The organism is Runella aurantiaca (assembly GCF_003339505.1).
Lineage (GTDB): Bacteria > Bacteroidota > Bacteroidia > Cytophagales > Spirosomataceae > Runella > Runella aurantiaca.
In genome coordinates this window covers 137,940-151,276 of record NZ_QPIW01000003.1, presented here as the reverse complement: position 1 = coordinate 151,276, position 13,337 = coordinate 137,940, and the positions used below count along the sequence as shown (strand labels likewise).

15 protein-coding genes are annotated in these 13,337 nt (G+C 44.0%); 10 read left to right on the top strand and 5 right to left on the bottom strand.

Features of this window, described 5'->3' with window-relative positions:
* Position 1 precedes the first annotated feature (1 nt).
* The 7 genes from DVG78_RS06035 (at position 2) to ruvA (ending at position 4,884) form a co-directional block, all read left to right on the top strand.
* Positions 2-1,276, top strand: coding sequence for an AAA family ATPase (locus DVG78_RS06035; protein WP_114460165.1), 1,275 nt, complete (start codon positions 2-4; stop codon positions 1,274-1,276).
* On the top strand, positions 1,263-1,928 hold the full coding sequence (locus tag DVG78_RS06030) for a hypothetical protein (RefSeq protein ID WP_114460164.1): 666 nt from the start codon (positions 1,263-1,265) through the stop codon (positions 1,926-1,928). Before DVG78_RS06035 ends, DVG78_RS06030 begins: the two co-directional genes overlap by 14 nt.
* 6 nt (positions 1,929-1,934) lie before the next feature.
* Positions 1,935-2,588: a DUF2306 domain-containing protein gene (locus tag DVG78_RS06025; RefSeq protein WP_114460163.1), complete on the top strand. Its 654-nt coding sequence runs from the start codon at positions 1,935-1,937 to the stop codon at positions 2,586-2,588.
* A 44-nt stretch (positions 2,589-2,632) separates the two neighbouring features.
* Positions 2,633-3,499 carry a hypothetical protein gene (locus DVG78_RS06020; protein WP_114460162.1) on the top strand — a complete coding sequence of 289 codons (867 nt, stop codon included), beginning with the start codon at positions 2,633-2,635 and terminating at the stop codon, positions 3,497-3,499.
* A gap of 74 nt (positions 3,500-3,573) precedes the next feature.
* Positions 3,574-3,774, top strand: coding sequence for a hypothetical protein (locus DVG78_RS06015; protein ID WP_114068849.1), 201 nt, complete (start codon positions 3,574-3,576; stop codon positions 3,772-3,774).
* A 51-nt stretch (positions 3,775-3,825) separates the two neighbouring features.
* Complete coding sequence (locus DVG78_RS06010; protein WP_114460161.1) at positions 3,826-4,200, top strand: Dabb family protein; 375 nt, start codon at positions 3,826-3,828, stop codon at positions 4,198-4,200.
* 93 nt (positions 4,201-4,293) lie between these two features.
* Positions 4,294-4,884, top strand: coding sequence for a Holliday junction branch migration protein RuvA (gene ruvA / locus DVG78_RS06005; RefSeq protein ID WP_114460160.1), 591 nt, complete (start codon positions 4,294-4,296; stop codon positions 4,882-4,884).
* Between the two features lie 23 nt (positions 4,885-4,907).
* On the opposite strand, the gene DVG78_RS06000 is transcribed toward ruvA, so the two are convergent.
* From DVG78_RS06000 to DVG78_RS05980, 5 genes are all read right to left on the bottom strand, one after another.
* Complete coding sequence (locus DVG78_RS06000) at positions 4,908-5,480, bottom strand: Uma2 family endonuclease (RefSeq protein WP_114460159.1); 573 nt, start codon at positions 5,478-5,480, stop codon at positions 4,908-4,910.
* Between the two features lie 36 nt (positions 5,481-5,516).
* Positions 5,517-7,850, bottom strand: a complete 2,334-nt coding sequence (locus tag DVG78_RS05995) for an ATP-dependent helicase (protein ID WP_114460158.1) — start codon at positions 7,848-7,850, stop codon at positions 5,517-5,519.
* A 127-nt stretch (positions 7,851-7,977) separates the two neighbouring features.
* Complete coding sequence (gene recG, locus DVG78_RS05990) at positions 7,978-10,089, bottom strand: ATP-dependent DNA helicase RecG (RefSeq protein ID WP_114460157.1); 2,112 nt, start codon at positions 10,087-10,089, stop codon at positions 7,978-7,980.
* Between the two features lie 16 nt (positions 10,090-10,105).
* Entirely contained in the window at positions 10,106-10,429 is a 324-nt protein-coding gene (locus DVG78_RS05985; RefSeq protein ID WP_114460156.1) for a type II toxin-antitoxin system RelE/ParE family toxin, read from the bottom strand.
* On the bottom strand, positions 10,420-10,656 hold the full coding sequence (locus tag DVG78_RS05980) for a hypothetical protein (RefSeq protein ID WP_114460155.1): 237 nt from the start codon (positions 10,654-10,656) through the stop codon (positions 10,420-10,422). Before DVG78_RS05980 ends, DVG78_RS05985 begins: the two co-directional genes overlap by 10 nt.
* A 98-nt stretch (positions 10,657-10,754) precedes the next feature.
* Between DVG78_RS05980 and DVG78_RS05975 the strand changes: the two genes are divergently transcribed.
* The 3 genes from DVG78_RS05975 (at position 10,755) to DVG78_RS05965 (ending at position 13,289) form a co-directional block, all read left to right on the top strand.
* Positions 10,755-11,612 carry a sugar phosphate isomerase/epimerase family protein gene (locus DVG78_RS05975; protein WP_114460154.1) on the top strand — a complete coding sequence of 286 codons (858 nt, stop codon included), beginning with the start codon at positions 10,755-10,757 and terminating at the stop codon, positions 11,610-11,612.
* Positions 11,581-12,585: a sugar phosphate isomerase/epimerase family protein gene (locus tag DVG78_RS05970; protein ID WP_229598147.1), complete on the top strand. Its 1,005-nt coding sequence runs from the start codon at positions 11,581-11,583 to the stop codon at positions 12,583-12,585. Before DVG78_RS05975 ends, DVG78_RS05970 begins: the two co-directional genes overlap by 32 nt.
* Before the next feature lie 77 nt (positions 12,586-12,662).
* Complete coding sequence (locus DVG78_RS05965) at positions 12,663-13,289, top strand: ABC transporter ATP-binding protein (protein ID WP_114460153.1); 627 nt, start codon at positions 12,663-12,665, stop codon at positions 13,287-13,289.
* The last annotated feature ends 48 nt before the right edge of the window (positions 13,290-13,337 follow it).

Sequence of the window (13,337 nt, the reverse complement as noted above, 5' to 3'; positions counted from 1 at the left end):
CATGAAAGTTGCTCATCTCCAACTCAATAATTATAACCAATTCAAAAACTTTGAATTGGACTTAACTTATCCAACGGGTCATGCCAAAGCAGGGCAGCCGTTGGATAAAGTTTGTATTATTGGTCAAAGTGGAACGGGGAAGACGAGTTTGCTATTATTTTTAAAAAACCTTTGGGGCTTTTTAATTGAAGCAGAATTCTATTCTGATAATGAGGAACTTCGCCTTCGCAAATACGCAAATTTTTTACCAAAAGAATTTCGGGCATCATTTTTAAATACAAAAAAAATAGAAATTCTATTAAGTCAGACGAGTTCTTCTGACTTAATAGAATCAATTCGGTTTTTAAAAAAGGAGGATTTAGATGCTAATATTTTATATTTTTCAACAGAAGTAGAATTACAAACCTGGGGAGCTACTCAATTAACTTTCACTGATTTTTGGTTTAGAATTGCGCAAGACATTCAAAAATATCAGGAACTTGAAATACAAAAACGTATAGAATTATCCAAAATTATTGAAGGTGACAGTAGCAATGAACTATTACAACAAGGCAGAAATGATTTTGCGAAATGGAAACAAAATAATCCAAACCCATTGGATGATATTGCTGATAAATTATTAGATACTGTTTTGAACCGTTTTAATTTACAGGTTAAAAGAGATCTAAGTTTTAAAAAGGATGATATTGGCACTATCAGAATTGAGACTTTACAGGGCGAGGAAGTTCCATTCAATTGTTGGAGCACGGGAACAAAGCAATTAATTACGAGGGTATTACCTTTGTATGCCATGCGCCCTGAGAATTATCTGCTTCTTTTTGATGAACCTGAACAATCGCTTTATCCCGACATCCAGACTGAAATTATAGATATATTAACCAGCTCTAGATTATCCACCGATTGTCAATTCTTTTTCGCGACGCACTCCCCCTTAATTGCCTCTTGCTTTGAGCCATGGGAAATCGTTGAACTCAAATTTAATCCCGACGGCAGTGTGTATAGAGAATTATATTACGACATTAAAAAGGGAAATCATATTGACAACTATACCATTGACCCTCGCTATCTGCGCTGGGATTCGATCTTGACCCGGCTTTTTGATTTAGACAAAGACAGCAACGAAGCGCGTACTCGTAAATTAATGGAATTAGCCACGTTACGCAGTAAACTCCAAAAAGCCAACGGCAAACTTCCTCCCGAAGAAAAAGTACAGCTTCAATCCCAATTTGAAAAATTGGCTGAATTATTAGATTGGGAATACAATGCAGAAAATTGATAAAACTCTACTTCTTTCTTCTGAATATAAAAAATGGGAAGAAAGCATGGGAGAACTACATAACCCCTACAACTCTTCCAATAACAGATACTATTACGATGTGGTAATGAACCTGTTACATTGCCAAAGAGGGGTGTGTGCCTATACTGAAATATGCCTCTGTGATGAAGAGTATTACCAAACAGGATACTGGAAAGGCGGTAAGTACCGATTTGAAAAACCTGAGTTCAGTAGTGCATTAGATCATTTCAATCCTTTATTAAAAAAAGATAAAGGCTGGCTTTGGGAAAACTTCTTTGTCGTCCAGAAAGATATCAATGATAAGCATAAAAGAAATAAAATCGTAGATGACATTCTAAAACCCGACACACCTTCTTATAACCCTTTAGCATTACTGGAATATGATGAGTTATCTCACATCTTTATCGCAAATACAGATTTAGATAAATCATCTCAAAAGCGTATCAATGATATGATTGAGGTTCTAGGCATCAACCTCTCATGGGTGAGAAAAAATCGCAAAACGCATTTGCAAAAAATCATTCAGATAATCGAATCAGGAGGAGAGTGGGAACATGAAGCCCTTCGCAATCATCAATTTTTTACAGCCTTTGAAATGTGTCGAAAAAAATTACAAACGCAGGAAAATTAGATATGTATGCGTACGAGCAATCTCATACAAATCCTTTTTCTTCTCTCCGTTGCGGCTTTTACGCTACTGATGCTGACCAAAGTCGTGCCGTATCTGAGTTTTGAGCCAGAAATCGACTTTCTGACCACCAAAACCGACCGCGTTTTGACCCGTCAAGATTTCCAGTTTTCCTTTTATATCCACATCGTAAGCAGCTTGTGGACCATGTGCATTGGAATAACCCAATTCATTCCTTCTTTCGTAAAAAAATATCCTAATTTACACAAAACGCTAGGGAAAATTTACGTATTTTCGATACTGTTTTTGGCGGCTCCTTCGGGGTTGGGTTTGGCTATTTACGCCAACGGCGGCCTACCCGCTAAAGTAGGTTTTTCGTTGCAATGCGTAGTATGGTGGCTCACCACGTGGGTGGCATGGCGTGAGATTCAAAAAAAGCGTTGGCAAACACACATCGAATGGATGCTGAGAAGCTACGCCGTTACCCTTGCCGCCATGAGTTTGCGCGTTGGGAGTTACGCCATGGTCTATTTTTTTCATACCAAGCCCATCGAAACCTACCTGACGGTCACGTGGTTATCATGGGTTGGAAATTTGGTCATTGTGGAAGGATTAATTTATGCAGGAATGAGCGAACGGTTATTAAAAAAGCTACAAAAGTGAGTAAGTTTGGCCCTGTGGCCTTTTTTATACAGACAAGACAATCAATGAATCATTTCCTTTCCCTGTTTTTTTTAGTCTTTGTGGGTCTTTCCTGCACCCGCAAAGCCAACGACAATTCAAAACCAACCGCCGTTCCTATCAAGCTTATCACGCACAAAGAGGCGATTGATTCGCTACGCAAAGACACTACCGCGCCCTTACAACCCCTCAAAATCACAGAGCTGTCGGGCGAAACGGCCACCGCTTTTTTCACAGACAATGACTTGTCCCCGCTGTTGTTTGATGCAAGCCCAGAGGGTGGCTACTCCAATCGTTTTGACGGTTTTTATGGCGACGACCACCACCGAATTGAATTTTATTTTTCAGAAGTAAAACGTGATTCGATTCTGTCAAACGTCTATCATGTAGCTGGCAAGGACCGTTTTAAGAAAAATATTACCCCTTTCACGGGCACCATTACCTTCACAAAATTGGCTACTTTCAGCGATCCAAACCTTAACGACGACCTATACCAACACGAGGCATTTGAACTCAAAGAAGCGTATATTTCAGAGGCTACTTTTGAGCTGAAGGAGAACGCCCTCACCAAAGGGTCGGGGATTTTTTCGGGTAAAATGCTGATGGATTTTTACAAAAACCAAGGCGGAGAAATTGCCCTTTGGTATTTTTCTGCCAACACACCCGCGCAAGCCAGTGGGTTTAAATTTGAAGGCACTTGGAGCAATTATAAAAACACTTTGACTAAACCAGTCGTATGGGCCAGGGACTTATTTGCGTTTGCTAACAACATTCTAACTGATTTTTCCATCGGAGAACGGGAAGTTGAAGTCAATAAAAAATACCGTCACCTTGGGTGGGACAACTACTGGGAAAACGACGAATGGTGGCACGACGGCCCCGCAATTCAGTAGCTTTTCCAGAACTTTTTTAGTAATTTTCGCATTAACAAAACACTGTATTTCCTTTTAAACACAAACAGACAACTATGGCGACATTAACACTCATGGAAGTTTCCGAAATGCGCGTGAAACTCAAAGCCCTTGAAAAACAAATCGCTTCGGGCGAATTATCATTATTTGACCGCTGCGAAGTGGAAGACGAAATTCTGGAATTGAAAGAAAATCTAGGAGAATTTGAGCGCAGCGTACGCGACGACAGCGGTGAGTGTATCAACTGTTCAGGCTAGTTTTTTAGTTTCTATACTTATATCAATTCATTTTGTGTTAATTCTGCTTACATGAAAACTAAATTCTTAGCTCTTTTTTTAACCCTTTTTGTGTTTGGTGCTATGGCCCAAAAATCTGACAAAGTACTGCGTCACGTGGTAATGTTTAAATTTAAAGACACCGCCACCCCTGCACAAATCAAATCGGTAGAAGATGCATTTCGCAAGCTTCCTACCCAAATCAAAGAAATTAAAGGTTATGAGTGGGGAACCAACAACAGCCCCGAAGGTCTGGCACAGGGCTTTACCCATTGCTTTTTCCTGACTTTCAATTCAGAAGCCGACCGCGCAATATATTTGCCACACCCTGACCACAAAGCGTTTGGGAAAGTGTTGGGGCCTTATCTCGACAAAGTCTTGGTGGTTGATTACTGGACACAAAAATAGTAAGCAGTTTACAGTATGCAGTAAAAGATTAAATCTTACTGCCGTACGTACGGCTCCGCTACTGTAAACTGACTACTGCCAACTGACTAAAAAATGATTGCATACTTAAACGGCAAACTTGCTCATAAAGACCCCGCTTATATCATCATGGATGTAGGCGGGGTTGGTTATGAAGTAAAAATCTCTCTGCAAACCTACGCAGCCCTGCCCAACCCTGGGGAGGTGTGTAAGGTAATCACCTATCAGCAAATCAGGGAAGATTCTCACGTACTTTATGGTTTTGCCGAGCCCACCGAGAAGATTCTATTTTTGGATTTAATCAGTGTGTCGGGGGTAGGTTCGGCCACCGCACTGATTATGCTGTCGTCTTTATCGGCCGCCGAAATCAAAACGGCCATCGTCAACGAAGATGTAAAACTAATTCAAACCATTAAAGGAATTGGTGGCAAAACAGCGCAACGGGTCATTATTGACTTGAAAGATAAAATCAAGAAAGAAGGCATTATTGCTACCCAGCCCAATATCTTTATTACGGCCAATAGTCAAGTAAGGAGCGAAGCGATTGCGGCCTTAACGATGCTCGGTATTCCCAAACCTACCGCCGAAAAGAGCGTAGATACAATCCTCAAACGAGAAGGCGACCAAATTACGGTTGAGCAGTTGATTAAACTGGCCTTGAGGTAAATCACCTATTGAGGAATAAGCATTTATTCTCCTTTTTTCTCAAAAATGACGCCCTCAAAAATGTCATTAAGGGCTATTTCAGTTTCAAAAAAAGGGAGCCGAACAACTTCCTCCAAAGAAGTGTAAAAATCAAATTGCCAACTTTTTCCGTTACGGCTATAAATCTCAACGATGGGCTCATCTTGGTGAATCGTTAGATAATACTGTAGAGAAGCTAAGCCAAAATATTCTAAGCGTTTTTTGTCTCTATCTATATTCTCAGTACTTTCGGAAAGTACTTCCACAATCAAGACAGGATCTGTAACGTACTTTTTATGATCGCCTTTTTGGTGGATTACTACTAAATCGGGGTAACGATATACTCTATTGTTCATTACCATCAATTTTACATCATGAGCAAAAAAAGCATAGCCTTTCAACTGTCTAAAAAGGGCTTTGAAGAAGAATGCAATATTCAAAGCAATTAAGTTAGCTGTAGTAGTTTCTCCCGGCATTTCAATTAATTCTCCATAATAAAATTCGTGGCGAACTTCAGATTTTTCCTCTAAAGTAAAGTATTCATCCACACTGTATAGTTTTTCAACTACTGTTCCCATATTTTTATGTGAGCTATGTCTTAATCTTCTTACAAGTTACCGCAAAATCCGCAGTTTAGCAAAGCTCAATAACAGCGTTTTTTCGCCGACGGTATCAAACTGAATCACCGCTTTGCGGTCGGTGCCGTTGATGTCCATTTTCTTCACGGTTCCTTTGCCAAACTTAGGGTGTTCTACCCGATTGCCTTCTTCCAACGTTGATGTATCGCTCGCTACAAAGTCGGTAGAAGCTGACTGCGGTACGCTCGTTGCTTGCGTAGAAGGGCGTTGTCCACTTGCCAATCGACTGGCGGGTGTGGTCGGGCTTCCTTCACTGGCGGGCTTTTGTACACTGCCAGGAGTTGGTGAAGGTTTCCGAATAAAATTCATGGCCGTCGGCTCAACGTTGTTGCGATATTCGTCAAAGCCTCCTGAACGGCGACCTTTGGACGTAGTCAAAAAACGTTGGTCTACTTCGTATAAAAAACGGCTTGGTTCGCACATGTTCAAACGCCCCCAATTGTAGCGGCTTTCAGCGTAGGAAAAGGTCAGTTTATTTTCGGCCCGGGTGATGGCCACGTAAAACAATCGGCGTTCTTCTTCCAGGTCTTCGCGTTTTTCGAGCATCATTTGACTCGGAAAAAGTCCTTCTTCCAATCCTACCACGTACACATTCTTAAACTCTAAGCCTTTGGCCCCGTGAATCGTCATGAGCGTTACGCGGTCCGTATCGCCATCGTCAGATTCATCGGCATTGGTCAGCAATGAAACCGTTTGCAGAAACGAACTGATGGTTTTGTCCTCGTTTTCAGCATTATCCACAAACTCCTTAATAGCATTCAGCAATTCCTGCACGTTTTCGTAGCGGCTCAGGCCCTCCACAGTTTTGTCTTCGTACAATTCCTTCAAAATGCCCGACGTCTTGGCCACGTGTGCCGCAACGGTATAAGCGTCTTTGCCTTCTTCAATCAGCAGTTTAAAACTCTTGATCAGAATCGCAAAGCTTTCAATCGGCAGGGTAGCCCGCCCCGAAATGTACTTGGTGATGTTGGAAACCACCTCCCACACGGGCAGCTGGTTTTCGGCGGCCGTCACCGCGATTTTAGCCACGGTCGTGTCGCCAATCCCGCGCTTGGGCAAATTGATGATTCGCTTAAAGGCTTCTTCGTCGCTTTGATTCACCACAAACCGCAAATATGCCAGCAAATCCTTGATTTCTTTTCGTTGATAAAAGGAAAGCCCGCCAATGATGCGGTACTTGATATTCTGTCGACGCAACGCCTCCTCAAACGACCGTGATTGGGCATTGGTGCGGTACAAAATGGCAAAATCGGTATTGCGCAGCCCTTTGTTTACTTTTTCTTCAAAAATCGCCGACGCAATCAAACGCCCTTCTTCATTGTCAGAACTCGCTTTTACTACCTCAATCAAGCCCCCTTCTTCATTGGCCGTAAAAACGTTTTTCTTCAACTGCGCTTTATTGCGGGCAATGACCGAATTGGCGGCGTTGACGATGGTTTGGGTGGATCGGTAGTTTTGCTCCAACTTGACTACTTTTACTTCGGGGAAATCTTTCTCGAAATTCAGGATATTCTGGATATTGGCACCACGAAAGGCATAGATACTCTGGGCATCGTCTCCCACTACGGCAATATTGCGATGCACCGCCGCTAACTTTCTGGTAATGAGGTACTGGGCCACGTTAGTATCCTGAAACTCATCTACCAAAACATACTGAAATTTGTGTTGGTATTTGTTCAGCACTTCGGGAAAATCGCGAAACAATACGTTGGTATTGTACAGTAAATCGTCAAAATCCATGGCGTTGGCCTGAAAACAACGTGTAGTGTACGCCTTGTACAAGCGTCCGATTTCGGGAAGTTTGGCGGCTTCGTCGTCGGCTCTGAAAAGTTTATTGGCTAGGTAGTCATCGGCTGAAATCAGGTTATTTTTTGCCCCCGAAATACGGTTAAAGACGACGTTTGGTTTGTAGGTTTTATCGTCCAGATTCAACTCCTTGACGATGCTTTTGATAAGCGATTTTGAATCGTCGGTATCATAAATGGAGAAATCGGAAGTATAGCCCAAATAGCGGGCTTCGATGCGTAAGATTTTGGCAAAGACGGCGTGAAAGGTTCCCATCCAAATGTTACGCGCCTCAAAACCAACCACTTTCTCAATCCGGTCGCGCATTTCTCCCGCCGCTTTGTTCGTAAAAGTCAACGACAAAATCCGAAATGGGTCAACGCCGTTTTCGATAAGATGTGCAATCCTGAGTGTCAATACACGCGTTTTTCCCGAACCCGCACCCGCAATAATCATCAAAGGCCCTCCGCCGTGCGTAACGGCCTGCGCCTGTGGTTCGTTCAACCCGCTTAAATAACCTGTCATTGGAAAAGAATCAATTTTATGAAAACAAAGAACAAAGTTAGGGAAAAATGCCCTCTTTCCGGCCTGCTTTACCCATGAATCTATCGGTTTTATGGAAAGGCCGTGAATTGAAGGATAATCGCCAGTATCAACTAATCCGACTCCAGTTGGTGGATTCTTTGTGGAGAGAATCGATGTGCGACCGAATGGGCTCGTTTTTGGGAAGAATAAAGGTGGGGTCTTCGTTCAGAATACTTTCGGCAGCGGCGCGGGCTGCCTTTAAAATTTCTCCGTCTTTGGCCAAATCAGCAATCAAAAGGTCAAGCAAACCGCTTTGCTGCGTGCCAGCCAAATCGCCAGGGCCACGGAGTTTGAGGTCTACGTCCGCAATTTCAAACCCATTGTTGGTTTGGCAAAGTGTCTCAATGCGCAAGCGCGTATCTTTACTAAGCTTTACGCCCGTCATGAGTACGCAATAGCTCTGCTCTGCACCGCGCCCTACGCGACCACGCAACTGGTGCAACTGAGAAAGCCCAAAACGCTCGGCACTTTCCACTACCATCACACTGGCATTGGGTACGTTTACCCCTACTTCGATTACCGTAGTGGCCACCATAATTTGGGTTTCGCCACGCACAAAGCGCTGCATCTCATCGTCTTTCTCGTAGGCCAGCATTTTACCGTGTACGATACTCACGTGGTATTCTGGAAACGCCCGACTGACGCTCTCATAGCCGTCCATGAGGTCTTTATAATCTAGCTTTTCCGACTCTTCAATGAGCGGATACACCATGTACACCTGCCGACCTTTCTTGATTTCGTCGCGCAAAAAACCAAAAACGTTGATACGGTGCTGGTCGTAGCGATGTACGGTTTTGATGGGTTTTCGTCCTGCAGGCAGTTCATCAATGATGCTCACGTCCAAGTCTCCGTACAGCGTCATGGCCAGCGTGCGCGGAATGGGCGTGGCAGTCATGACCAATATATGCGGCGGAATTGTGGGATTTTTAGCCCATAATTTGGCCCGTTGGGCCACGCCGAAACGGTGTTGCTCATCAATGATACAAAGCCCCAGGTTTTTGAACTGAACGGGATCTTCGAGCAGGGCGTGGGTCCCGACAATGATATGAATGTTTCCTTCCGCCAAATCGGGGAATATCAGTTTACGCCCTTTTTTGGTTGTAGAACCCGTCAGCAGGGCTATTTTGAGCCCAAGCGCTTCCGCAAACCCTTTCAGGCCACGGTAATGCTGGTCGGCTAGGATTTCGGTGGGGGCCATGATACAGGTCTGTGTGCCGTTGCCGATGGCCATCAGCATCGCAATAAACGCCACGATGGTTTTGCCGCTGCCCACGTCGCCCTGCAACAAGCGGTTCATGTGTTTGCCCGTTTTAAGGTCGTCGTGGATTTCACGCAATACCCGTTTTTGGGCATTGGTCAATTCGAAAGGCATACTGCCTTCCGAATAAAATTTCTTCACCAAATCAAGATTCGTGAAAATCTGCCCCGGATACTCCGTCTTGTGAAGAATTTTATTTTTGATTAACCGTAACTGATTGTAGAACAGCTCCTCAAATTTGAGCCGCCGCAATGCCTGATTTAGTGCCGCTTCGCTCTCAGGCAAGTGGATATTCCACATGGCATCGGTTTTGGAAAACAGTCTGAACTTGCGCACCAATTCTTCGGGCAACGTTTCCCGAAAATGAGGTGTGGCTTGCTCAAGCAGCGTCCGCATTACTTTACTCAGAAAGCGGCTATCGAGGTGTTTTTTGCGAAGGGTTTCGGTCAGGTTATAAACCGGCTGAAAATACCCTCCATTCTCATTTTCGGGGTTAATGGTCTCAATTTCGGGGTGGCTAAAATTGAAGCGCTGCCCATAACGCTGGGGTTTTCCGTACGCAATGTACTCACCGCCTTCTTTAAAGTGTTTGAGGTGCCAGTCAATGCTTTGAAAATACACAAATTCCACCACCCCGGTACCGTCCGTAAATTCAACGGTCAGGCGGCGTTTAAAGCCCTCGCCTACTACCACCATACTCCGAATCCGCCCTTTGAGCTGCACCGCCGTCAGTTCTTCCGTCAGCTCATTGATGCGATGAAAACGACTGCGGTCTTCGTGCCGAAACGGGTAATATTGGATTAAATCACCAAAGGTGAAAATATTGAGTTCTTTGTTGAGCGTAACCGCCCGTTGGGGGCCTACACCTTTCAAAAACTCAATTTTTGTATCAAAAAAATTTGTAGTGGTTCGTTGGTTCATGGATGCTGTCGCACGTTTAAATCTCTTCCATGTAATCTGTTGCAGAAGGGTTACGCTTTTCGTGCAGAATATCCAAAACCACAACAATCTCATTTTCTACGTAAAAATACACTTTATAACTCTTCATGATTTTTACATAGCGGAATACCTTATTAGATTGAGTTATCTTGGCTACATTAAATAAATGGGGATTCTCGCAAACATCAGCCATTATACTAACAATATCTTTTTGAAGTTTTTGGCTGCTTTGATACGAATGCTTTAGAATAAAATCGTTGATTTCCTTAAAATGCTTACGGAACCTCTCCGTTATTTCAATCCGATAAGGAGTTACTTCCATTGACTCATCTCTCTTTTAAATTCTTCAAAAGAAATTCTTTTATCGGTCAAAGCTTCCTCCAAATGCACTTCCAATTCGTCTTCTGTCATGGGCGGTCCACCCACGGGCAACTCTAATTCTTCCCACACCTCCGATACGTCTATTTTTTCTACCTGAAGGCGTTTGGCCAATTGAAGAACTAATTCAACGTCTTCAGGCCTGATGATTTCTAACCTTACAACAGTCATAGCTTTATCATTTTAAAGTAAAAATAGCCCTTTAACAGTATTTTTCCAACAAACGCTCGTTTTATCAGAAATGAGTTTTTCACTAACTGTTTGATGCCATGAACCGTCGCGAAGCCATTTCTCAGCTTTCATTACTGACTGGCGCCCTGATAAGTACAAAAGATGCTTACAGCATGACAAACCGCAGCAATTACCAAATAGGCGCGTGCGACTGGTCATTGCGCCTTAACTGTAATCCCACAGCATTTGACTACGCCCAAAAAATAGGCTTGGAAGGCGTACAGGTAAGTTATAATTCTAAAACTGATCTCAACTACTTGTCGCGCTCCGAAAATCGGCAGGCCATTCTCGCCGCTTCTCAGCGTACAGGGGTCAAAATTGCCAGTCTAGCCATCGGAATGCTCAACGACGTACCGCTCAAATCCGAAGCAAAAACGGTGGAGTGGGTCAGCGAAAGCATCGATGCCGCTAAAGCACTGGGCACCAACGTAATCCTTCTGGCCTTCTTTGGAAACGGCGATTTACGCAAAGACGATACTGGAAAAAAAGTAGTCATCGAACGGCTGAAACAACTTACCCCCAAAGCCGAAAAACAGGGCATTATCTTAGGTATTGAGTCTTATTTAAGCGCGGAAGAACACATTGAAATCATTGAAGCCGTAGGCTCTTCCAATCTACAGGTCTATTATGACCCGCGCAATTCGGCCGATGCTGGTTACGATATTTACAAAGAAATCCCCCTGCTGGGAAAGCGCAAACTGATTTGCGAAATCCACCTGAAAGACAACGAGTTTTTGCTCGGACAAGGCTCCATGGACTGGCCTCGCATCAAAAGTTTACTTGATGAATCAGGTTACAAAGGCTGGGCGCAGATCGAGTGGTCGCAGCCCAAAGGCAAAAGCGTAGACGAAACCTATCCGCAAAATGTCAGCTACGCAAAAAAGATTTTCGGTTAATTATTCTCAATCATTGACTCACCCAAAAACAGGCATTACCCTTATGAACCGTCGTGAATTTATTGGGACAACCCTCGCGGGCAGCGCGGCGTTTACCCTGCAAGCCAAGCCGCCCGTGGCCGCAGGTACGCCCCAAATCTATGTTTTTTCCAAAATGTTTCAGTGGATTGAAGGATACGACCAACTCGCCGAAACCATTGCTGGACTGGGCTTCAATGGCATTGACCTGACGGTTCGCCCAGGTGGGCACGTGTTGCCCGAGCGCGTGGAAGAGGATTTGCCCAAAGCCGTAGCTGCTTTCAAAAAACATGGCCTTGCAGCGCCAATGATGGTAACGTCAATTTTGGACGCTGACGCCCAAAGCGAACGAATTTTAAAAACGGCACAATCACTCGGCATCAAGCATTACCGCATGGGTTGGTATCCCTACAATATGAAGCAGGATATTGCGCCCCAAAGCACCGCGTTTGGACAGCGGATGAAGGCTGTGGCAGCCTTGAACGAAAAATACGGTATGGTTGGGCATTACCAAAACCACTCAGGCAACTACCACGGAGCGTCTATCTGGGATGTGTATGAACAGTTTCAAGCCATTAAATCCAACGCCATAGGATGTCAGTACGACATCAACCACGCCACCGCCGAAGCGGGTGGCTCGTGGGAAACGGGCTTTCGGCTCATTGCACCGCACGTCAAATCCATTGCCATCAAAGATTTTTTCTGGACCAAGAAAAACAACAAATGGGGCAAACAAGGCTGCCCGCTGGGTGAAGGAGTGGTCAATTGGCCCAAATACATGGAATTGCTGAAACAATATAATATTCAATTGCCCATCACGATGCACTACGAATATCCGTTGGGCGGGGCCGAAAACGGCGCTAAAAAACTCAGCATCAGCTCTCAGGAATTGCTGACGGCGATGAAAAAAGATTTAGTGTTATTTAAGCAATGGTGGACCGAAGCAAAACTTTAGTTGATAACTTTGTCGAAAATTCAGCATTGATGTTGAAAAATTAGTTTTCAACATCAATGCTTTTGACAAAGTGATGTATGCAAATTATCATTGACGGACTTGGAAAGCGTTTTAACCGCGAATGGATTTTTAGAAATGTAATGATTGAACTCAACGCCGGCAACAGCTATACGTTTGTAGGCCCCAACGGCAGCGGAAAATCCACCTTACTCCAAGTCATTTCGGGCGTAATGCCCCTGACCGAAGGAAAAATAACCTATCTGCTTGGCCAAAAAGCCCTCGATGAAGATGATTGGTATCGTCAAATCGTCCTTGCCGCTCCTTATCTTGAGCTAATCGAAGAATTCAGTCTGGTCGAATTGCTCAATTTTCACGCGGGATTTAAGCCTTTTAAAGCAGGAATTACCAACCAAGAAATACTCCAACGTCTTGAATTGGACGCCTCAAAAGACAAAGCCATCAAATATTTTTCGTCAGGAATGAAGCAACGCCTCAAATTGGCATTGGCCTTTTATTCCGATGTTCCCGTTGTAATGCTGGATGAACCCACCTCTAATCTCGACGCCAAATGGTCGGCGTGGTACCGCCAAGAAGTACAGCGTTTAGCCCCCACTCAACTATTGTTACTCTGCTCCAACGTTCCTGCCGAATACGATTTTTGTGACAAAGTCATCAACGTTGGCGATTACAAGCCTGCCCAATAAACGCAGACGTTGGCCGATAGACGCTTACAAATCCAGCGTTTATCGGCC

Excerpts from the sequence above, each read along its gene's own strand:
- DVG78_RS06035 (WP_114460165.1), top strand. The coding sequence starts at position 2 with ATGAAAGTTGCTCATCTCCAACTCAATAATTATAACCAATTCAAAAAC.
- DVG78_RS06030 (WP_114460164.1), top strand. The coding sequence starts at position 1,263 with ATGCAGAAAATTGATAAAACTCTACTTCTTTCTTCTGAATATAAAAAA.
- DVG78_RS06025 (WP_114460163.1), top strand. The coding sequence starts at position 1,935 with ATGCGTACGAGCAATCTCATACAAATCCTTTTTCTTCTCTCCGTTGCG.
- DVG78_RS06020 (WP_114460162.1), top strand. The coding sequence starts at position 2,633 with ATGAATCATTTCCTTTCCCTGTTTTTTTTAGTCTTTGTGGGTCTTTCC.
- DVG78_RS06015 (WP_114068849.1), top strand. The coding sequence starts at position 3,574 with ATGGCGACATTAACACTCATGGAAGTTTCCGAAATGCGCGTGAAACTC.
- DVG78_RS06010 (WP_114460161.1), top strand. The coding sequence starts at position 3,826 with ATGAAAACTAAATTCTTAGCTCTTTTTTTAACCCTTTTTGTGTTTGGT.
- ruvA (WP_114460160.1), top strand. The coding sequence starts at position 4,294 with ATGATTGCATACTTAAACGGCAAACTTGCTCATAAAGACCCCGCTTAT.
- DVG78_RS06000 (WP_114460159.1), bottom strand. The coding sequence starts at position 5,480 with ATGGGAACAGTAGTTGAAAAACTATACAGTGTGGATGAATACTTTACT.
- DVG78_RS05995 (WP_114460158.1), bottom strand. The coding sequence starts at position 7,850 with ATGACAGGTTATTTAAGCGGGTTGAACGAACCACAGGCGCAGGCCGTT.
- recG (WP_114460157.1), bottom strand. The coding sequence starts at position 10,089 with ATGAACCAACGAACCACTACAAATTTTTTTGATACAAAAATTGAGTTT.
- DVG78_RS05985 (WP_114460156.1), bottom strand. The coding sequence starts at position 10,429 with ATGGAAGTAACTCCTTATCGGATTGAAATAACGGAGAGGTTCCGTAAG.
- DVG78_RS05980 (WP_114460155.1), bottom strand. The coding sequence starts at position 10,656 with ATGACTGTTGTAAGGTTAGAAATCATCAGGCCTGAAGACGTTGAATTA.
- DVG78_RS05975 (WP_114460154.1), top strand. The coding sequence starts at position 10,755 with ATGAACCGTCGCGAAGCCATTTCTCAGCTTTCATTACTGACTGGCGCC.
- DVG78_RS05970 (WP_229598147.1), top strand. The coding sequence starts at position 11,581 with ATGTCAGCTACGCAAAAAAGATTTTCGGTTAATTATTCTCAATCATTG.
- DVG78_RS05965 (WP_114460153.1), top strand. The coding sequence starts at position 12,663 with ATGCAAATTATCATTGACGGACTTGGAAAGCGTTTTAACCGCGAATGG.